This window comes from Vibrio chagasii (assembly GCA_041879415.1).
GTDB lineage: Bacteria > Pseudomonadota > Gammaproteobacteria > Enterobacterales > Vibrionaceae > Vibrio.
The window spans coordinates 641,971-661,247 of the sequence record CP090852.1 but is presented as its reverse complement, the minus strand read 5'-3'; the positions used below and the strand labels follow the sequence as shown (position 1 = coordinate 661,247).

The following is a 19,277-nucleotide window of genomic DNA, read 5'->3' as shown; positions in this document are numbered from 1 at the left end:
CTTTTTAGATTGATTAGTTAAATGCTCTTTCGCTCGGTGTTCTACTTAGCTTTGAACGGTACCAATAGCTGTTTCCCAAACACATTAATAAGCGCGCCAGTGACAATCAGACCACCACCAAGATATGTCCATACTGAAGGGATCTCATTGAAGATCCAAACACCTAGTAGCGCTGAGAAGACGATTTGAACATAAGAGTAAGCTGAAGCTTTACCTGCTGCTTGAGTCTGCATTGCCTTGGTCAAACCATATTGGCCAATTTGAGTGAAAACCCCAACCAACACCAACATCACGGTTAAGAATAGGCTCGGCATTACAAAGTCGTTCCAAATAAGTGCTGTCGATATCGGTAGAGCCACTAGTGGGAAGTAGAAGATGATGACAGAGCTGTCTTCTGTTTGGCTCAGCTTTCGCACAATCACGTAAGCAATCGAGCTACCAAATGCACCAAGCAATGCCACCATAATACTGAACAACGGTAACTCGGTGCTTGTATTACTGTTCATACTTGGTTGTACCATCACCAATAATCCCGCTAGACAGAATGCAATGCAAATCATAGTCGACTTTTGGACACGTTCTTTGAGGAATAACACGCCAAGCAGGGCAGTAAACACGGGGTGTACGTACTGTAGAATGGTTGCTTCTGCTAACGGTAAAGTTGTTACTGCGTAGTACACACACATAAGCGCTGCAGTGCCGACTGCACCTCGAACAAACAAAAGTGGTTTGTTATTACCCCAGATAGAAATGCCTTTTCGTTTTACGTCGATATAGCTAATGATCAAAGACACTAACGCCCTTGCCGCAACGATCTCAAATACAGGTATGCCATAGTTGCTGATGTATTTCACACAGGCTGACATCAGTGCGAATCCAAAAGCGGAGAGGAGCATGAATCTAACCCCAACAGGGATCATTGTAAAAGAGAAAGAAGGCATAAAAATATCAATCGGTTGAGGGAAAAGGAATCATAGCTTAGTTTAGAAGACCCGACCAAAGCCTTTGTCTTTTTCTCGTCAACTTGATTCAATTAATTCTCATTTCTAATCTTCTACTAGTCACGGATACGTCCATGCGCCGCAAAACGCACATCACATTTTGCCTCACATAATATCGGCCATAGCTCAATTTTATAAAATCAACATCAACAGAAGGTGACGCTAATCCAACTCTGATTTATCGGGCGTTTTAATTGTCCTTATCACTCATATCATTCCTGTGAATTTATAATGAGAGATATGTTCTATGAAACCAATAAATACCTTACTCATATCCACACTCGCGCTTTGCTCTTTTAGTTCAGCGACTTATGCCGATACCATTTTGCATGCATTTAATTGGAAATATTCAGATGTGACAGCCAATGCTAATCAAATCGCCGAAGCTGGTTATAAGAAAGTACTGGTCGCTCCGGCAATGAAATCCAGTGGCACCCAATGGTGGGCGCGTTATCAACCACAAGATCTACGTACCATTAATTCTCCATTGGGGAATAAACAAGATCTAGCAGCAATGATTGCCGCGCTGAAAAGTGTCGGTGTTGATGTTTACGCAGATGTTGTACTTAACCACATGGCGAATGAAAGCTGGAAGCGAAGCGACTTAAACTACCCTGGTACAGAAGTGTTAAACGAGTATGCCAGCCGCTCAAACTATTATGCTGACCAGACTCTTTTCGGTAACTTAGCGCAAGGCTTTGTTTCAGCTAATGATTTTCATGCGGCTGGTTGTATTTGGGATTGGGATGATCCAGGGCATGTCCAATACTGGCGTTTGTGTGGTGCTGATGGCGATACCGGGCTACCCGATCTCGACCCAAACAACTGGGTAGTGTCACAGCAGCGTTTGTATTTGAAGGCGCTAAAAGAGATGGGTATCAAGGGTTTCCGTATTGATGCGGTGAAACACATGAGCCAGTATCAAATCGACCAAGTATTTACGCCTGAAATCATATCGAACATGCACGTGTTTGGTGAGGTGATTACCAGTGGTGGAGCTAGGAATAGTGGCTACGAGTCTTTCTTAGCACCTTATTTGAACAACACCAATCATTCTGCGTACGATTTCCCGCTGTTTGCTTCGATTCGATCGGCGTTCTCTATGGGCGGTGGTTTGAACCAATTGCACGATCCACAAGCTTACGGACAAGCCTTGCCTGATAGCCGTGCCATTACCTTTACTATCACACACGATATTCCAACCAACGATGGCTTCCGTTATCAAATAATGGATCCTCAAGATGAGCAGCTTGCTTACGCGTATATCCTTGGTAAAGATGGTGGCACTCCACTGATCTACAGTGATGATCTTTCTGATTCAGAAGACAAGGATAACGGTCGCTGGGGCAATGTGTGGAACAGTTCGACAATGAAAGCCATGTTGAGCTTCCATAACGCGATGCAAGGCAAAACAATGACCATGATTTCAAGTGACCAGTGCACTTTGCTGTTCAAGCGTGGCAAAGAAGGGTTAGTTGGGATAAACAAGTGTGGAGAAACGCGTGGCGTGACAGTTGATACTTACCAACACGAGTTCAATTGGCATGTTCAATATAAAGACGTATTAAGCAGCGCGACAGAAACGATTTCTTCTCGCTATCATACGTTTAACCTGCCACCACGCAGCGCGCGTATGTTTAAGTTGTAGTATCTGTTAAAGCTAGAAAGCAGAGCCAATAACCTAAAAAGCCGCAGTGAGTACTGCGGCTTTTCTAGTAGACAAAGCAGTGTTAGCGAATCATGTCATTAAAAAGGCGATCGGCTATTCACGATAGCAAACTGTTGGTAAAGCTCTGCCACTTCAACTGGGTTGAACTCATCTTTATATGTCAGTTCACTCAGTCTGTGTGTGATGTTTTGTAGCTCGTGAGAACGTTGCTGAGCACGCTGTTGGTAGCGTTTGAAGGCTTGCTCGGTCCCTTCAAAGTTCGAGGCAATGCTTTGTGCTAAGACGTAAGCGTTCTCAATGCCTAAACTGAAGCCGATACCCATTGTCGGTAATACTGCACAGCACGCGTCGCCTAATAAAACGGCGTTGTCTCGATACCAAGTATCAAATGGGGCAACATCAGTTAGGGGAGAAGGTAAGATCTTCGATTCTGGCGTATCTCGAATCATATCCAGTAAATAGCTAGGATAGTGAGAGAACTGCTCTAACACGGCTTGTTTAGAAAGCGTTTCACCTTCCTCAACGGCGCATGCAGCAAACCAGTACTTGCCTTGGGTTTCTCGGTCGTAGGTGTAGGTTACGATGCGAGATTTGTCACCCGCGAATACATAGCACTCTTCGTCACTGATCTCTGGCGCTTTGAAATCAATCTCACCACGGCAGCAATATACATTCGGTTGTCTCAGAGAGACTTCAGGTGCCACGAATTTTCTGACTTGCGAGAACACACCGTCGGCACCGACAATAATATCTGCATCAAGAGGTTCTCCATTGATAAGAATTTGAGACTGTTCGCCATTCTCAACGACAGTGCAATGCTGGTTGGTGGCAATACACTCATCACCTAATTCATCAAGCAACAATTGATACAAACGACTACGGTGAAATAAACCAATAGGCGCATTTGCTTTGCTTGGCGAATCGCTCATATTGAGTGTGTTGATTGGAAAGCCAGTCGCCGTCAATGTTGAGATAGTATCGACTTGGTTACAAGCCGCTTTAACTTTGTCGACACCCACTAATGCCGCAAGAACTTGCATGCCCTCTGGCCACATGATGATACCTGTACCATCAGCACGTGGCTGTGCTGCCTTTTCGTAGACTCGAGCTTGAATCCCAAACTTACGAAGCGATAACGCAAGGGCCAAACCATTCAGTCCCGCGCCGATAATTGCGATTTTTAGACGTTGTTGTTCCATGACTTTCTCCTAAAACTAAGATGCCAATATCTGAGTATTGGTTCATAGGGCGTAAGATAGGTCATTCCAATCAATAAATAAACGTTATAAATGAAAAGGTTATTGAGAGCATCGAATCATGGGTGAGATCCCTCAATGATCTTCAATCACTCCAGACCAATGATTTTGCTGGGAGAGTGACTTAAGTAGCTCGATCTCGTTTTTGGTGTCTTGTTTAAGCCACCCAATCAAGTCGTTGATCACTGCAGAGTGAGTACGCTGGTGGATGAAGTAGGTCCAAGCACTGTGTTGAATCTTGGCATTTTGCGGGCAGTGCAAGAAACCTCGTTGCAAATCCTGCAAAACCAAAAGCAGATCCGTTACTGTAACTCCTTCACCGGATAAGCAAGCACTGAGTGCCATATCCAAAGATAAGAAGCTGGTATTTCTAACAGGCTTTGTCGGTGGCGATTCGACATCGGCTAGCCATACCTTCCAGTCATGGTGGTCTAAAGTCGGGTGAAGCCTTGGCATGGTCAAGATCGAATCGAGGTCGGTATCTTTCTTAGTTAAACCTAAAGCATTGGTTAAGCTTGTGGAACACACGGGTGCCATAAACTCTTCACGCAAGAAAGTGATGTCAGCAGCGTTGTCATAGCGGCTTTTGAATCGAGTATGAAAGATCAACAGGTCATACTCACTGCTGTTAATGGCTTCATCTTCTTCAATCACAGGAACAATCACGATCTCGTAATCTGGGTAACGCTCGTTTAATTCACGAACCTTAGAGATCAACACGCGCGTAGCAAAACTCAGGGTTGCCTTGATCACGATACGTTTCTGTTTTGGTTCTCTCCAAGATGCGATAACCGATTCGATACTGCCGTAGCTTTCTCGCAAAGCAGTATACAAATCATGACCTTGCTCTGTTAATTCAATCGCTCGATGTTTACGAATGATCAAAGATGCGTTCAGCTCATCTTCAAGCTGTTTTATCTGACGGCTAATTGCACTCTGTGTCACGTTGAGTTCATCGGCAGCGAGTGTAAAGCTCATCAGTCTTGCTGCTGCTTCGAAGGCTTTTAAGCCATTATGTGAGGATGGCAGGCTAGGATATGGGGTCATAATTCACTCGCATGAGTTTTTGGAATGTTAGAGTCGCAAATTTATCAATTGAACGCTAGTCCCATCGATCGTATTTTGGTCGAAATTAACCGAGGCGCTCATGAAAAAAATACTCACTCTTGCATTCCCTTTGATCATTTCACAGCTGATATCCATGGCTTTAGTCCTTACTGACGTTTGGATGATGTCGCGAATTAGCGTGTCAGCCCTTGCGGCTGGTGGCTTAGGCGCTTCTATCTACTTTTTTATCTTCATTATCGCGAGCAGCACGGTAGGCTGTGTCGCGAATTTGATTGCGATCGCTTATGGTCAACGAGTAGCTCGCCCTGAATTTGGTAATAGCCAAATTCGGTTGGCAGTGAAAGGCGCAACCATGCTGGCGTTTGTACTTAGTGCGCTCTTAATGGCAAGCTTTTGGTTAGCACCTTTAGTGTTAGAAGCTGCTAAGCAACCACAGGAAGTGATCACTTTGGCGATGGAATACGTGCACGCTCTCAAATGGGTGATGTTGCCTTCGCTTATCTTATTGGTGTTGCGTGGCTTAACCAGTGCGTTTGGCAATGTTCGTTCTATTTTAGTGATGTCGATAATCACGGTTATCCTGAATGTTCCAGTGAGCTATTTCTTAACCTTTACATTGGATATGGGATTAACAGGACTTGGGCTGGGTACCGCTATTGCGGCATTTATGGTGATGATTGGATACACGGTTTGGGTATTCAAGCGTGACGAATTCAAACAGTTTGCTCCTTGGCTACATACAGAAGAGTACTCCCTTAAGCTGATGAGCCCTTTGCTATTGATGGGCTTACCTATCGCGATTGCAGCGTTGCTTGAGCATGGCTTGATATACGGTGGAACCTTAATGGCAGGGACCATTAGTATCGCTTCTTTAGCGCTGCACCAAATCTTACTGCAATGCCTGAGCTTTACATGGAACTTTAACTTTGGTTTCTCCCAAGCAGCTGCGATTTTGGTTGGTCGTGATTACGGAGCGGGCAACTATGAAGGAATCAAACGAACCTCGATTCAAAGCTTCATATTAGTGTCGGCGTTGAGTGTGGCGCTGTCGGCTGTGTTTATCTTATGGCCGGAAATGATAGCTTCTATCTTCAAGCTGGATGATGGAACAGGAGCAATGACATCGCTATTGGCCTCTGTTATCTGGGTTGTTGCACTCTGCTTTATTGTTGATGCTTGGCAGTTGTTAGCAATCAACCTGCTTAGAGGGATGAAAATTGTCTCTATGCCAACGGTGATGACGGCAATTGGTTACTGGGTATTTGGTCTACCTGCAGCTTGGTACTTAATGCCCAAGTTTGAATTGGCCGGAATCTGGGGCGGAATTGGTGTTGGTTTAGGGGTGACAGGCATTCTGCTGCTAATTCATTTGATGGTTGTGCTTAACAAAAACAGCAAGGCTCCAAATATCGGTTGCTCAGCTTACTCTTAACTTCCTTAGCAAGATTATTACCGATAATAAAAAGCCACAGATAATACTGTGGCTTTTGTTTATCTCATTGATTCAAGGGGGAGTGAATCAATATCAGGAATCAGGGGGCGCTATGGAGAGCTAGGTTTAACCGTAGCGCGATTACTGTCCACCAGAGAGGGCTGACCTCATCATGGTCTTAAACTGCTCTTTTTGTTCTTCAGTCAATACGTTGTAGATGTTGTTCTTAAGACGCATCTCTTGCATCACCATCGACTTTTCAGTGGCTTGAACTGTGTCGATAACCTTTTCCATCTCAGCTTCATCGAACTCAGGCTGAGTCACTAGGGCGATCTGTTTTTTCTTCAACTCAATCGCGCTGTCCATATCAATTTCGGTTCTGCTTGTTTGATAGTCTTGAACAAGAGAGAACACTTCTGCTTGTTGCTCTTCAGTTAGATTTAAAGAAGCAATAACCATTTGTAGCGGGCTGAGTGCTGGCTGTATTGGTTGTTGTGGTGACGATGCACTCACAAACGGAGCAGTAACAAGCAAAGCTGAAGCAGTTAATACACAAAGTGACTTTTTCAGTGATTTCATTGAATTTCTCCTGTTGGTGGAAACAAGAGTATAGATGAGCAAGCTGAACTCGATATGAACACGTTGTTCAGTTAAGTTCGTTTGCTAAGCCTAGATGATAGGCTAAAGCGCGTTAGACCTTGGTCTTACAGAAACATCGAACAAAGCTGACTAAAATGATCCGAGTCGCTCACCGTTATATCAAGGAATATACAAATGGAAGTTGGATTGTTCTGGGCAGAGAAGGGAATGTTAGTACTTGGTGCACTGTTTGTCTTAACGAGCGTGATGCAGTATGGAAAACGCAGTAGTGATTGGAAAGGTGTGATCACTATGTTTTATAAACGTATTCCAATGAGTGTTGGAGAGTACAAGTGGTATCGCTTAGGGATCGCACTATTAGTGTTTGCGGTGATCATTCGATTCGCACTGCTTATCTTGTGGCCGAGTTACCAGTTATAACATTTTTCAGTTAGTTACGTTATCGAGACATCATTGCTTTAATGTGCGGTGGTGTTACTAGGCAATATTGAGCTTTGGTAAAAGTAATTATTGGGGCTCTTATTTCACCATTTGCGCCGAGATGCTCATTAACCTTCGTTGCTATATCCTTTGTAGCATATTGTTTTGCATGAGAAATCACTAAAATTAATCGCTCACCTGTCTGTCTTATCATTCTTATTAATAATCGACATATAAATCTATTCACCCCGTACCTGATACCATAATGATCTGTTACACTCGTCCGAATTAGCTTTGATTTATCAGTGGTGCATTTATGTCGTTCCCAGTTCTTATATGTGATGATTCTGCGTTAGCACGGAAGCAGATGGCTCGATCACTGCCTAGTTCTCTAAATGCAGATATAACTTTTGCTGTTCATGGGCTTAACGCACTTGAAGAGCTAGCTAAAAAACAGTTTAAACTGATGTTCCTCGACCTGACCATGCCTGAGTTGGATGGCTATGGCACATTGGAAGAGATGAAGCGATTAGGCGATACCACGCCAGTTGTCGTGGTTTCTGGTGACATTCAGCCTAAAGCGCAACAAAAGGTATTGGACCTTGGCGCGAAAGCGTTTTTGCGAAAGCCAATCGACCAAGATGCATTAAAAGCAATTCTACGTGAGCATGTAGAACCGCCAAAACAGCCGCAACTTATTACACCATCTCCGCTAGAGTTACCGATTCTGCGCCGACGTGACATTTATATGGAAGTTGCGAACGTCGCGATAGGCCGAGCAGCAGATGCATTGGCGCGTCATTTCAATGTATTCGTTCACCTACCTCTACCAAACGTGAATATCTTCGAAGTAAGTGAATTGCACATGGCGCTTCGTGACTTAGCTGACAACGACCAAGTATCGGGTGTTTGCCAAGGCTTCAGTGGAGAAGGTATTGCCGGTGAAGCGTTAGTCTTATTAAGTGACTCGAGCGTGAGCGACCTTAAAAAGCTCATGAAGGTTCCGACTGAAAGTGAAGAGCTAGAAGAGTTAGAGCTGTTGATGGATGTATCTAACATCCTTGTAGGCTCTTTCTTGAATGGGTTAGGGGAGCAATCTGAGGTTCGATTCTTCCAAAGCTCTCCGGTTCTGCTAGGTCAACATATCTCAATTGACTCTGTTATAGAAAACACGAGTGGCTCGTTCAAGAAGACCATGACCTTTGAAGTCAGCTACAACATTGATGGCACCTCTATCCGCTGTGACCTTCTATTTATGTTTGTTGACGAGTCTCTGCCTCTTCTAGACAACAAATTGGCCTACCTAATGGAGGAGTTTTAATATGCTGAATCTTCCTGCTGAATTTGAACAGTTTCACTGGATGGTAGACATGGTTCAAAATGTCGATATGGGGCTGGTGGTTATCAATCGAGATTTTGAGGTGCAAGTTTGGAACGGTTTCATGACGCACCATAGTGGCAAGCAATCGCACGACGCGATTGGTAAGTCGATCTTTGAACTGTTTCCTGAAATCCCAGAAGAGTGGTTTAGGCTTAAAACAAAACCGGTTTATGACCTAGGCTGTCGTAGTTTTATTACTTGGCAACAAAGACCCTATCTGTTTAAGTGCCGCAACGTGAGGCCAGTAACTCAGCAAGCGGACTTTATGTATCAGAACGTCACGCTTAACCCAATGCGTTCTCCAACTGGGCAAGTGACATCATTGTTCTTGTCTATTCAGGACGCGACTGCAGAAGCTCTAATGTCTCAGAAAAGGGCTTGATGTACCTTCAGGTAAAGCTGAATCGTTTCAGAGCCTCAAGCTTAGAGAGTAGCTTGAACACCCATAAAAATGGCCAAGGTTAATCCCCTTGGCCATTTTTGTATCTGATGCTGTAGCAATGATTTCAAACTAAAGAAGGCGTTTTGTGTTCGTGAACTTTAGTCGACTTGCTATTTAGCTCTATTAACAGCGGTTTGTGCCCATTGGAATCTTATAAGTAAGCACATCTAACCTGCCATATTTTGTCGATTTCATTCCGTTCATCCAAGTTTCGAACGTACTAATCGAGCTTGCCTTCATACTTTATAAATTACAGGGGTGAAGAAAGAGGGCTGAGATCGGCTCGCGAAGCGAAAAAAGTCAGAAAAAAATGAAATTATTTAAGAAAAAATGCATTTTTTGATTAAAGAAAAGTGTGATTTTTATGTGATTAAAGGGCACTTTTTTCACAAATTTGCCTTATCGATGATTTTTTCGCCGAATCTGAAAGGGAAACGTTTGCGCAATAAACCGACAGCGTTTGCGCGAATGTATTGTTAAGTTATTAATTACTAAGAATTTAGTTGAAAAGTAGGAGCGGGGAGCTTTTACCAGATATGGAATCTTTGAGAGGATAGCACAAAAAAAAATGAAATATCAGACTTGCTGTTAGTAAATCACAGCCTATAATGCTGAAAACCGGAGCGTCTGCCAACGCTCCGGTTTTTTTGTGTCCGAAACTCAGTAAAGCGTCTGCCAACGCTTACCGAAAACGCACGACACGTAATATGATTACAGGACAAATTATCATGCGTATCGAACAAGAACTTAAGTTAGGCTTCAAAGATGTATTATTCCGCCCAAAGCGTTCTACTCTTAAAAGTCGTTCTCAAGTTGAATTAACCCGCGAGTTTACATTCAAGCATAGCGGTCGTCAATGGTCTGGTGTACCAGTAATCGCAGCGAACATGGATTCGGTAGCAAGTTTCGAAATGGCAGCGGCTCTAGCAGAGCACGGTGTAATGACTGCAGTACACAAGCACTACACAGTAGAACAGTGGGCTGAGTTCGCAAAAACAGCAGACAAGAAAACGCTGAACAACGTATTTGTATCAACAGGTACATCTGAAGCTGAGTTTGAAAAAACTAAGCAAATCATGGCGCTTAGCGAAGATTTCGTATTTATCTGTATCGATATCGCTAACGGCTACTCAGAGCACCTAGTTGAGTACGTACAAAAAGTACGTGCAGAGTTCCCAGACAAAGTAATCTCTGCTGGTAACGTTGTAACAGGTGATATGGTTGAAGAGCTAATCCTAGCTGGTGCAGACATCGTTAAAGTTGGTATCGGCCCAGGTTCAGTTTGTACTACACGTGTTAAAACTGGTGTCGGTTACCCTCAACTTTCTGCAATCATCGAGTGTGGCGATGCTGCTCACGGCCTTGGTGGCATGATCATCGGTGACGGTGGCTGTTCATGTGCTGGTGACGTATCTAAAGCGTTCGGCGGCGGTGCTGACTTCGTAATGCTTGGCGGTATGCTAGCAGGTCACGAAGAGTCAGGCGGTGAAGTTGTTGAGAAAGACGGCAAGCAGTTCATGAAGTTCTATGGCATGTCTTCACAGTCAGCTATGGACAAGCACTCAGGTGGTGTTGCTAAGTACCGTGCTGCGGAAGGTAAAACTGTATTTCTTCCGTTCCGTGGTTCAGTTCACAACACAATTTCTGACATCCTTGGTGGTGTACGTTCAACTTGTACATACGTAGGCGCAGCAAAGCTTAAAGAGCTAACTAAGCGTACTACTTTCATCCGTGTGCAAGAGCAAGAGAACAACGTATTCGGTAAAGAGTAATCTGAACGAATTCGAATAGTTTGAAAATCAAGAGCCGCTTTTTAGCGGCTCTTTTTGTATCTGAATTTGGTAAATAATGATTAGAACATTAATGGAAGCATGTTCTTATTTTTCGGGAGAGGGGGGATTCAAAGTTCGGTTAACAGCTCTAGTGATTAGTGGAACTATTATTGCGACCACTATCAGCGTGAATAATATGGCTTCAAACCAATGCCAACCCAAGACACTCGTAGCGTAAAAATAGGAACCGACAGATAGCGGTATTGTAATGTTAAACAGGATTAAAATGATTAATGCAGCCCCAGCCCATGCCAGCCCAAATTGATTTTCAAGTCCTGAAAAAGCTATAGCCAAGTAGCCCGTTCCAAATATCATTGCAAGCAAGGCGCTTAAGCAGCCTGAGTTCATCTTTTATCCTAGAATTTTATTACTAAATAACAAAATTATCAGAATGGTCGATTGTTTGAATTAGCATCTTAAATTAAATTTATTTCTAAATGTTATAATCTGTTGTGCTGATTGTTCTCATTTCGTTGCATGTGCCTAATGAGAGCTTATATAAGTATATGATTGTATTGTTTCTTCTGCTAGATGTTTTCCTGATAGCAAGTTTTTATGTACGAGTGGAGGTGCAGGAGGTGTTATGTCGATGAAGGTTATGACAACGGAAAAGAATATCAATAGTGTTGGTAGGCTAGCTGAAGTTGAAAACTATTAACTTACCGTAGCAACACTATTGGCATCTATTTATCTCTAGTAACCATCTACTAGAAATGTTTATTTCATGACGGATTAGTCGTTGATGGGATAATTCGAAGGAAACAGTGCTCGTTTCGCTTCTTCATCCCGTTCGGTTTTAAACTCAATGTCTTTCCCAATCTCGCGGGCGCGAAGTGCGGTTGGGCGAGTGCAGGTGACGTATCTAAAGCATTCGGCGGCGGTGCTGACTTCGTAATGCTTGGCGGTATGCTAACTGGTCACGAAGAGTCAGGCGGTGAAGTTGTTGAGAAAGACGGCAAGCAGTTCATGAAGTTCTACGGCATGTCTTCACAGTCAGCTATGGACAAGCACTCAGGTGGTGTTGCTAAGTACCGTGCTGCGGAAGGTAAAACTGTACTTCTTCCGTTCCGTGGTTCAGTTCACAACACAATTTCTGATATCCTTGGCGGTGTACGTTCAACTTGTACATACGTAGGCGCAGCGAAGCTTAAAGAGCTAACTAAGCGTACTACTTTCATTCGTGTACAAGAGCAAGAGAACAACGTATTCGGTAAAGAGTAATCTGAACGAATTCGAATAGTTTGAAAATCAAGAGCCGCTTTTTAGCGGCTCTTTTTTTATTCAAAACAAACATAGTAGATTTGTTATCAATAAATGTATCCTTCCGTATTTGTATTAGAGAGTATTAACTAGAATGAAAGATGCAGAGTTTATGCCCTAGTATTTTCGACACATTAAAGCAGTTAGGTGACTGATTTTTCGATAACCAAAACTTGATTCTGATGACAGAAGCGTGCAGAGTGCGTGCGCTCTTGCGCTCTTGCACTAATGCACTAATTAGGGAAGATGAGGGTACTGCCATACAGATACATCGTTAAATAGATATGTATTTATCGATGTACTTTAGTCGGACAATATATTAAGACAGTGTAGTTATGACAAAAGTAGTGAAAAAAAGCCAAAGACAACTGATTTCTGCATTTCGTCAGTTATTGGAAGAGAAAGAGTATTACGAAATTACGGTGGCTGAAATTATTTGTTTAGCTGATATTGGTAAAACAACGTTCTATAGGCACTATCAATCAAAACTCGATCTTTTTGTCGAAATGCATAGCGGTATTTTTGACTTAATGCTTCAAGAATTAGTGACAAGAGAGGACTGGCTGGATATCGAGTCGAGGCCTACATTGGTAGCACTGTCTTTAAAAGCGGTTAGCCGTAGCCGTGGAAGAACATCTATGGCACATAAATTGGGAAGTGATTGGCCTTATGCTCAACGCCTTCTGGGCGACACGTTAGCTGAAGCGATAGACTCACGATTGAGTATTGCATTCCAAAGTGATGAGTGGATTATTAATCGGAAACATTTAGCGAGCGCTTTGGCTGCATTATATTTAGACTTCTTGATTCAATTAAGTCATTCGCCAAGTAAAAAATTAGCTCAGTCTGGGGCTCAAAATCTACAGCATTTTTCGAGAGCGTTGCTATTGGCGGCATTAGCCAAAAAATCCTAGAGCCTTGCAATCCGATAACCGTTGTTATTTACATACGGGTTTAGTGTCTGATTAATATTCACCGAACTAGCACGTGAATTTATGGAACGAATTAGCTTAATCGTTCCTTTCGGAACTCCACCACGAGTATGTTCCTACTGTGGCCGATCTAAACATATTAAGCTCTGAATATCTCAAGATGTATTCAGGATAAAATATGACCCTTTCGCCACAGCGTCGTCAGTTTATTAAGCAATCAATCTGTGCGGTCACAGCAATAGGCACCGCTACTTTACCAGCTTCTGCTTCGGATGACGTTGACTCTCAAAATACCTCTATCGATCCCTGCAAACTAAACATTGGTATTTTTATCTACCCTAAGATGACAATGTTGGACGCTTATGGGCCCTTGCAAGTACTTGCTCTAAGCCAGCAGTTTAATGTTTTTACTTTTGCCAAACATATTAAACCAGTCCCTTCTGATGCTAATGTCGATTTGCTCCCGAATTACAGCTTTTCTGATTGTCCTAAGATAGATGTATTAATTGTTCCGGGAAGCGCAAATCCAATTGAACAAATTCGAGATAGTGAGGTTATTGCGTATTTGATGAAAATAGGTAAAAGCGCACAATATATAACCTCTGTCTGTACTGGTGCTCTGATTCTTGCAGAGACCAAGTTATTGGATGGCTATAAAACTGCGATACATTGGGCATATACTGATGCCCTAAAACAATACCCCAATGTTACTCACGTAAACCAACGTCTTGTTCGAGATCGCAATCGTATTAGTGGCGGAGGGGTAACATCTGGCCTTGACTTTGCGTTCAGTTTGGTTGCTGAACTTTCAGATGAAACAAAAGCGCAGGCTCTCGAGCTATTGTTGGAATATGACCCACAACCCCCATTTAATACTGGTAATCACAACATTGCCCCTGAAGAACTCAAGGCACTCGTGCAGTCAAAAATTAATAATGTTGCTGATGGGCTTTTCTAGATTTTCATATAAAGCTGTTAGCGAAAAAATTAGCAAATTCTTAGAGAAGACTTATCATTAGTCTGTTTTTATCACTCGAATTAAATTACCTATAAATATAAGAAATTAACGATGAATCAAAATTCTTCAATAGCTGGTCAGGCAGTTTACTCCAAAGAAGTACTGTCAGTGTATGACTTTTGGGTACTAGGTATATCGAACAAGTATTTTTGGAAATGTCCCACACCTTTGATCGGACAGCATTTTTCAATGTTAGTGTCAGATAATCATTTAGATGTGGGTGTCGGTACGGGATATTATCTTAAGAACTATTTACCTAATACAATAAATCGCATCGCATTATTGGACTTAAACCGAAATAGTTTAGAAACGGCTTCAAGAAACGTTAGTCATTTGCTGCCAGAAATATATTGTGGGGATGTATTGAGACCTCTTGAGCTTGGTGATGGTAAGTTTAATTCGATCAGTATCAATTATTTACTTCATTGCTTACCTGGGGATATGGTTAAAAAAGGTATTGTTTTTAAAAACTTAAATGAACAGTTGTGTGATGGCGGAGTGCTATTTGGCAGTACAATTTTAGGTAAGGGAACAGTACAAAATTACTTCGCCAGAAAATTGCTGAAAGTTTACAATGATAAAGGCATATTCTGTAATTATAGTGACGATATTAGTTCGTTGGTTAACTCATTAAAAAAGCACTTTTCAGATGTAAAAGTTGAAGTAGTGGGATGTGTCGCATTATTCTCAGCTAAAAAACAATAATTCAATAGTAAGCTGTGTTAAGTAAATGTAGCTTACACAGTGTCAGTGTTTTAGAAAAAGAGCCGTTAAGTAGCGGCTCTTTTTACATATTAGTCTCACTTGCAGATCTAGGGTTCGACGTTCAGTTTTTCTAGTTCGCATAGTTCGAAGGAAACAGCGCTCGCTTCGCTTCTTCATCCCGTTCGGTTTTAAACTCAATGTCTTTCCCAATCTCGCGGGCGCGCAGTGCGGCAGGGCGAGTGTTGATGGCGTTAAACCAGCGCTTCAAATTCGGGTAAGGTTCTAAGCCTTCTTCACCAAGCACGACAGGTGCTTTATCAATCCAACCCCATGCGGCTACATCAACAATGGTGTACTCATTACCGACGATAAACTCACGACCTTCCATATGCTTTTCTAGCACTTCGTAATGACGTTGCGCTTCACGCAGGTAACGGTTCACTGCGTAGTCTAGGCCTGCTGGCGCAGCATGGCGGAAGTGTACCGATTGGCCGGAGTATGGGCCAAGGCCACTCGCAATAAACATCATCCAAGAGAGCAGTTCAGCTCTGTCTTCTGGCTGACCACCAAGCTTGCCTGTTTTCTCTGAGAGATACAGAAGGATAGCGTTGGAATCGAACACGCGTTGTCCTTCGTCTTCAATCGCTGGCGTTTTTCCATTTGGATTTATTAAGCGATATTCCGGAGTGTGTTGTTCGCCTTTTAAAGTATCAACAGGAACGAGTTCAAAATCTAGGCCTGTCTCTTCTAGAAACAGAGCGATCTTCATTGGGTTTGGTGTTTGGTGAAAATAGAACTTAAGCATGGGGTAACTCCTTGTATTGGTAATTCATTAAAGCACTGCTTGAACGGTCGTTCAATAATTGATTTTAAATTATTTGAAAATCGGTTGATGCGTGTTTTAAATCTATTTGCTCAAAACCTCGTTATTTGAGCGAGGATTAACATCGCGCGATTCAGTGTGTAGAGTTTTAAGTTGTTGAAAAAATGAGCTTAAAGCTGATTCTTTGATGCGTTGTTCTATGCGGAGTTCAGATTTGTTATCGGTGGTTTATGGCGGGATAGGGCGCATGAAATCCGCAGTCAGATATTCCAATAAAAACGTTGAGCATTGGTTCAAATCAGAATTATCTGGATGCGCAGGCTTATTGGTAAGTTCGAAATCGTGATCTGCTGCCACACCTTATGCAACAAATGAATATTAACCTTAGAGATTCTGGTGTGGTTCACAGTTTTTTAATCTTGGGGACTTAAATTGGGGGACAAATCTGATGTGAACATTTATCTACACGGGATACCCTCATGAAAAAGAACATTATCGCCCTCGCTCTTGGTGGCATGCTGGCCTTTGGCGCAGCCCCATTTTCTTTTGCTGCTAACGATGGCGCAGTTCAAGCTTCTGCGGATTACGCGCAGCTAGTGACGAAGCGACAAGTTGTCGATCAATTGCTTCTTGATGCGCTGCAGGCGTTTAAGTCTCCAGCGAGAATTTCTCACGCCGGTTTCACGGCGAAAATGCCAAGTAACATGGAAATTGTGACTAACCGACTGCTAGAGGCATACCAGCTAGAACCTTACCGTACCGACTTGCTGATCTCGGCAGCGAATGCTCAAATCTACAACAAGAACGCAGAGCGCGCGATTGAGTTGTTTGAACAAGCGCTGACGGTTGCACCAGACGATGTTGACCTTCACGCTTACCTTGCGGTTTGGCAGCGTTTTGAAGGTAATGAAAGTGAATCCAATAAGCACATGGAGAAGCTAGAAAGCCTGAATAAAGGTAAGGCAGAAGATATCAAACGTATTTTTGCTACGGTCGATCGCGTGTTAGAAACACCGCTTAAAGAATCTGCCGACAAAGGTTTGCTGGATGATCACGGCGCTATCGTTACTCTAGGTTACGCGCTGAATCCAGACGGCTCAATGCATCAGATCTTGATTGAGCGTCTTGAGACGACATTGGCGATGGCTAAAGCGAATCCGGATGCGATGATCGTGTTAACGGGTGGCGTGCCGAAGAACCACAAGACTGAAGGTAAGTTGATGGCGGACTGGCTTATTGAGAAAGGGGTAAGCAAAGATCGCATCATTGAAGAAAACTATGCGACTAGTACGGTCGGCAATGCCTTGTTCAGTAGTTATGCGTTAGCTCGCCACAACATTAAACACGCGACGATTATTAGCTCGGCGAGCCACGTTCGCCGAGGTCAAACTCTGTTTGAAGTAGCAAGCTGGCAAACCGGCCCTCAGGGCATTACTTTCGATACGGTTTCTTACCCTGATAAGCCACTTTCAGAGCTTAAGAAAGCGAGTGATGGTGAGCTACTAGGTATCTATCGTGACGCTCTTCGTACCTATGGTATGTGGAGTTACCGCTCTTACCCGTTAGAGTCTCGCTAGGTTTAGCGTTACTTCACAGTAGGTAAAGTATAAGTTGCTAGTACAATCGAGCACAGCTAGATGGTATGCTGTGCTCCTATTTTATTTAGTGTTTCAAAGGTAAAAAGATGAACCCGATTCTAGCAATGTTGAAAGAGAACAATATTAGCGACGCGCAAATCAGCGAGCTATTCCAAACGTTGACTGAGAACCCTCTTGCAGCAATGGCGACGATCAGCCAACTTGGTTTACCACAAGACAAGCTTCAAATGCTTATGGGTCAGGTAATGCAAAACCCTGCGCTAATCAAAGAAGCAGTTGAAGAACTTGGCCTAGATTTTTCTAAGGTTGAAGCCGCTAAAGAGCAACTTCAAAAATAATTGAGTGTGGGGGCAATTTAGTTAATGAGCGATCGCCAGTTAGGTTAACAGCTCTTAGCCATGCTAATCAGACTTGAGTTAAAAAGCCGTTTGAGTAGCAATACTTAAACGGCTTTTTGATTTTGTGACTCTGTACTCATGTGAACTAAGCTCACTAGAAAGTAACGCCTGCGCTTACTTGAGCTATGGTAAGCAGCACGAAACAACATTCAAAACAGAGGGCTTATGAATTCTTACAAGCTGGAAATCTACCAACGACCGCTAAACGCAATAAAGAGTGGCGCGAAGCGTGTTGAGATAAGAACAAATAACAGTTATGAGGCAATTCAATATGACCAGCTGAACAAAGGAGACCACATTGTTTTTCAAGTGATATCAGGTCCACCGTTTGTTGGTTTAGATGTGATTAAGCCAAATGCGCTGACTGTCGAAGTATTGGACGTAAGAAACTATCCTGACCCAAGAGCGTTATTGATGACAGAGGGACTAGGAGTGTTATCTAATTTGAGTGATTCAATTGATGAGGGCGTTGAGCTTCTCTACAGCTTTCACGAATACAAAGAGATGATCCCGGTTCACGGTATCTTTGCTATTGAGATTCGAGTTATCGAATAGTATCGCTATAGGGGAACGGTCACTATTTACGAGAAGTGTGACTAACTGCAGATGATAAGTTAATGTGTCTCAAATACTTTTACTTGTATACAGTTACCTTTTCGCACTTAACCAACGTCGGCGTTGCTCATGAAATCTAGCTTAAGCATTCGATCTTACACCAAACAATTCAATACTCATGCCCATGACGGCTACCATCAACTGGTGTTGCCTATTCAAGGGAGTATTAGTATTGAAATGGTTGGGTATGTTGGAAAGGTCGCTGTTGGTGAATGCGTGGTAATTCCAGTCACTACAGCTCATGCGTTTAAGGCGGATGAAGCGGCACGCTTTATTGTTGCGGATATGGTGGAGTTACCGCAGCACTTGTTAGAGCATGAGCTTTCGGTTTTCACGATAACACCACCTTTAATGAGCTTCTTGCTGTTCGTGGAAAAGCAGTTGGAATACCAAGTGGACAGTGGCATTGAATCATCCATCTTAGATGTGTTTTCACTGCTATTAGAGCAACAAGAAGTCAGCAAGAGCATCGACCCTCGTATTCGTGCGGTGCAAAGGCTTATTGCGGATAATTACGCCCAGTCTCTCTCTATTTCTCAGCTTGCAGAAACGGCTTGTTTGAGCCCCACTCAATTTAAGAAGCGCTTTAAAGAGTGTATTGGAATCAGTGCCCTTAAATACATCACTTGCTATCGTATGGAGAAAGCACAAGCCTTGCTAAGCCATACCGATTTACCTGTTCAATTGGTCGCAGAAAATGTGGGCTATAGCGACTTGTCTGCGTTCAGTCGACGCTTCTCTCAGCACTTTGGCATGTCTCCGAGGGCGTTTTTAGGTTCAATGAAAGAGAGTCTTTCAAAGCAATAATAGCGTCCTTTTGGCAAACT

General features: G+C 43.0%; 18 protein-coding genes and 2 pseudogenes. 14 read left to right on the top strand and 6 right to left on the bottom strand.

Annotated elements, in window-relative coordinates; translation table 11 throughout:
* Positions 1 to 41: 41 nt before the first annotated feature.
* Positions 42 to 941 carry a DMT family transporter gene (locus L0991_16900; protein ID XGB65207.1) on the bottom strand — a complete coding sequence of 300 codons (900 nt, stop codon included), beginning with the start codon at positions 939 to 941 and terminating at the stop codon, positions 42 to 44.
* A gap of 307 nt (positions 942 to 1,248) precedes the next feature.
* Between L0991_16900 and L0991_16895 the strand changes: the two genes are divergently transcribed.
* Positions 1,249 to 2,649 carry an alpha-amylase family protein gene (locus L0991_16895; protein ID XGB65206.1) on the top strand — a complete coding sequence of 467 codons (1,401 nt, stop codon included), beginning with the start codon at positions 1,249 to 1,251 and terminating at the stop codon, positions 2,647 to 2,649.
* 98 nt (positions 2,650 to 2,747) lie between these two features.
* Here the strand turns inward: L0991_16895 and L0991_16890 are convergent, their stop codons facing one another.
* Both L0991_16890 and L0991_16885 read right to left on the bottom strand, forming a co-directional pair.
* Entirely contained in the window at positions 2,748 to 3,869 is a 1,122-nt protein-coding gene (locus L0991_16890; protein XGB65205.1) for an FAD-dependent monooxygenase, read from the bottom strand.
* A gap of 132 nt (positions 3,870 to 4,001) precedes the next feature.
* Complete coding sequence (locus L0991_16885) at positions 4,002 to 4,973, bottom strand: LysR family transcriptional regulator (GenBank protein XGB65204.1); 972 nt, start codon at positions 4,971 to 4,973, stop codon at positions 4,002 to 4,004.
* Positions 4,974 to 5,073: 100 nt separating this feature from the next.
* Here L0991_16885 and L0991_16880 point away from each other — a divergent pair, with 100 nt between their 5' ends.
* Positions 5,074 to 6,426: an MATE family efflux transporter gene (locus tag L0991_16880; GenBank protein ID XGB65203.1), complete on the top strand. Its 1,353-nt coding sequence runs from the start codon at positions 5,074 to 5,076 to the stop codon at positions 6,424 to 6,426.
* A gap of 141 nt (positions 6,427 to 6,567) precedes the next feature.
* Here the strand turns inward: L0991_16880 and L0991_16875 are convergent, their stop codons facing one another.
* Positions 6,568 to 7,005 carry a Spy/CpxP family protein refolding chaperone gene (locus L0991_16875; protein XGB65202.1) on the bottom strand — a complete coding sequence of 146 codons (438 nt, stop codon included), beginning with the start codon at positions 7,003 to 7,005 and terminating at the stop codon, positions 6,568 to 6,570.
* A gap of 195 nt (positions 7,006 to 7,200) precedes the next feature.
* Between L0991_16875 and L0991_16870 the strand changes: the two genes are divergently transcribed.
* The 4 genes from L0991_16870 to L0991_16855 all read left to right on the top strand — a co-directional run bounded on the left by L0991_16870 (position 7,201) and on the right by L0991_16855 (position 11,041).
* Positions 7,201 to 7,446 (top strand): hypothetical protein, encoded by a 246-nt coding sequence (locus L0991_16870; GenBank protein XGB65201.1) that lies wholly within the window; start codon positions 7,201 to 7,203, stop codon positions 7,444 to 7,446.
* 316 nt (positions 7,447 to 7,762) lie between these two features.
* Positions 7,763 to 8,767, top strand: a complete 1,005-nt coding sequence (locus tag L0991_16865) for a response regulator (protein XGB65200.1) — start codon at positions 7,763 to 7,765, stop codon at positions 8,765 to 8,767.
* A gap of 1 nt (position 8,768) precedes the next feature.
* Positions 8,769 to 9,209: a PAS domain-containing protein gene (locus tag L0991_16860; protein ID XGB65199.1), complete on the top strand. Its 441-nt coding sequence runs from the start codon at positions 8,769 to 8,771 to the stop codon at positions 9,207 to 9,209.
* Between the two features lie 788 nt (positions 9,210 to 9,997).
* Complete coding sequence (locus L0991_16855; GenBank protein ID XGB65198.1) at positions 9,998 to 11,041, top strand: GMP reductase; 1,044 nt, start codon at positions 9,998 to 10,000, stop codon at positions 11,039 to 11,041.
* Positions 11,042 to 11,833: 792 nt separating this feature from the next.
* On the opposite strand, the pseudogene L0991_16850 reads toward L0991_16855, so the two are convergent.
* Positions 11,834 to 11,950 (bottom strand): annotated as a pseudogene (locus L0991_16850) (glutathione S-transferase family protein).
* Between L0991_16850 and L0991_16845 the strand changes: the two are divergent.
* The 4 genes and pseudogenes from L0991_16845 (at position 11,912) to L0991_16830 (ending at position 15,016) form a co-directional block, all read left to right on the top strand.
* Positions 11,912 to 12,322 (top strand): annotated as a pseudogene (locus L0991_16845) (IMP dehydrogenase). The pseudogenes L0991_16850 and L0991_16845 overlap by 39 nt on opposite strands.
* A gap of 374 nt (positions 12,323 to 12,696) precedes the next feature.
* Positions 12,697 to 13,275 (top strand): TetR/AcrR family transcriptional regulator, encoded by a 579-nt coding sequence (locus L0991_16840; protein ID XGB65197.1) that lies wholly within the window; start codon positions 12,697 to 12,699, stop codon positions 13,273 to 13,275.
* 196 nt (positions 13,276 to 13,471) lie between these two features.
* Complete coding sequence (locus L0991_16835) at positions 13,472 to 14,251, top strand: DJ-1/PfpI family protein (protein ID XGB65196.1); 780 nt, start codon at positions 13,472 to 13,474, stop codon at positions 14,249 to 14,251.
* Positions 14,252 to 14,362: 111 nt separating this feature from the next.
* The gene (locus L0991_16830) at positions 14,363 to 15,016 is read left to right on the top strand and encodes a class I SAM-dependent methyltransferase (protein XGB65195.1); all 654 of its coding nucleotides are present in this window, start codon (positions 14,363 to 14,365) and stop codon (positions 15,014 to 15,016) included.
* 130 nt (positions 15,017 to 15,146) lie between these two features.
* Here the strand turns inward: L0991_16830 and L0991_16825 are convergent, their stop codons facing one another.
* A complete protein-coding gene (locus tag L0991_16825; protein XGB65194.1) occupies positions 15,147 to 15,821 on the bottom strand; it encodes a glutathione S-transferase family protein in 675 nt (224 codons plus the stop codon).
* A gap of 497 nt (positions 15,822 to 16,318) precedes the next feature.
* Between L0991_16825 and L0991_16820 the strand changes: the two genes are divergently transcribed.
* The 4 genes from L0991_16820 (at position 16,319) to L0991_16805 (ending at position 19,257) form a co-directional block, all read left to right on the top strand.
* Positions 16,319 to 17,416 carry a YdcF family protein gene (locus L0991_16820; GenBank protein XGB65193.1) on the top strand — a complete coding sequence of 366 codons (1,098 nt, stop codon included), beginning with the start codon at positions 16,319 to 16,321 and terminating at the stop codon, positions 17,414 to 17,416.
* A gap of 107 nt (positions 17,417 to 17,523) precedes the next feature.
* The gene (locus tag L0991_16815; protein XGB65192.1) at positions 17,524 to 17,775 is read left to right on the top strand and encodes a DUF2999 domain-containing protein; all 252 of its coding nucleotides are present in this window, start codon (positions 17,524 to 17,526) and stop codon (positions 17,773 to 17,775) included.
* A 225-nt stretch (positions 17,776 to 18,000) separates the two neighbouring features.
* A complete protein-coding gene (locus L0991_16810; GenBank protein XGB65191.1) occupies positions 18,001 to 18,390 on the top strand; it encodes a hypothetical protein in 390 nt (129 codons plus the stop codon).
* Positions 18,391 to 18,519: 129 nt separating this feature from the next.
* A complete protein-coding gene (locus L0991_16805; GenBank protein ID XGB65190.1) occupies positions 18,520 to 19,257 on the top strand; it encodes an AraC family transcriptional regulator in 738 nt (245 codons plus the stop codon).
* The last annotated feature ends 20 nt before the right edge of the window (positions 19,258 to 19,277 follow it).

Bases quoted from the DNA above. Each gene is read 5' to 3' on its own strand.
- L0991_16900 (XGB65207.1), bottom strand. From the start codon at position 941: ATGCCTTCTTTCTCTTTTACAATGATCCCTGTTGGGGTTAGATTCATG.
- L0991_16895 (XGB65206.1), top strand. From the start codon at position 1,249: ATGAAACCAATAAATACCTTACTCATATCCACACTCGCGCTTTGCTCT.
- L0991_16890 (XGB65205.1), bottom strand. From the start codon at position 3,869: ATGGAACAACAACGTCTAAAAATCGCAATTATCGGCGCGGGACTGAAT.
- L0991_16885 (XGB65204.1), bottom strand. From the start codon at position 4,973: ATGACCCCATATCCTAGCCTGCCATCCTCACATAATGGCTTAAAAGCC.
- L0991_16880 (XGB65203.1), top strand. From the start codon at position 5,074: ATGAAAAAAATACTCACTCTTGCATTCCCTTTGATCATTTCACAGCTG.
- L0991_16875 (XGB65202.1), bottom strand. From the start codon at position 7,005: ATGAAATCACTGAAAAAGTCACTTTGTGTATTAACTGCTTCAGCTTTG.
- L0991_16870 (XGB65201.1), top strand. From the start codon at position 7,201: ATGGAAGTTGGATTGTTCTGGGCAGAGAAGGGAATGTTAGTACTTGGT.
- L0991_16865 (XGB65200.1), top strand. From the start codon at position 7,763: ATGTCGTTCCCAGTTCTTATATGTGATGATTCTGCGTTAGCACGGAAG.
- L0991_16860 (XGB65199.1), top strand. From the start codon at position 8,769: ATGCTGAATCTTCCTGCTGAATTTGAACAGTTTCACTGGATGGTAGAC.
- L0991_16855 (XGB65198.1), top strand. From the start codon at position 9,998: ATGCGTATCGAACAAGAACTTAAGTTAGGCTTCAAAGATGTATTATTC.
- L0991_16840 (XGB65197.1), top strand. From the start codon at position 12,697: ATGACAAAAGTAGTGAAAAAAAGCCAAAGACAACTGATTTCTGCATTT.
- L0991_16835 (XGB65196.1), top strand. From the start codon at position 13,472: ATGACCCTTTCGCCACAGCGTCGTCAGTTTATTAAGCAATCAATCTGT.
- L0991_16830 (XGB65195.1), top strand. From the start codon at position 14,363: ATGAATCAAAATTCTTCAATAGCTGGTCAGGCAGTTTACTCCAAAGAA.
- L0991_16825 (XGB65194.1), bottom strand. From the start codon at position 15,821: ATGCTTAAGTTCTATTTTCACCAAACACCAAACCCAATGAAGATCGCT.
- L0991_16820 (XGB65193.1), top strand. From the start codon at position 16,319: ATGAAAAAGAACATTATCGCCCTCGCTCTTGGTGGCATGCTGGCCTTT.
- L0991_16815 (XGB65192.1), top strand. From the start codon at position 17,524: ATGAACCCGATTCTAGCAATGTTGAAAGAGAACAATATTAGCGACGCG.
- L0991_16810 (XGB65191.1), top strand. From the start codon at position 18,001: ATGAATTCTTACAAGCTGGAAATCTACCAACGACCGCTAAACGCAATA.
- L0991_16805 (XGB65190.1), top strand. From the start codon at position 18,520: ATGAAATCTAGCTTAAGCATTCGATCTTACACCAAACAATTCAATACT.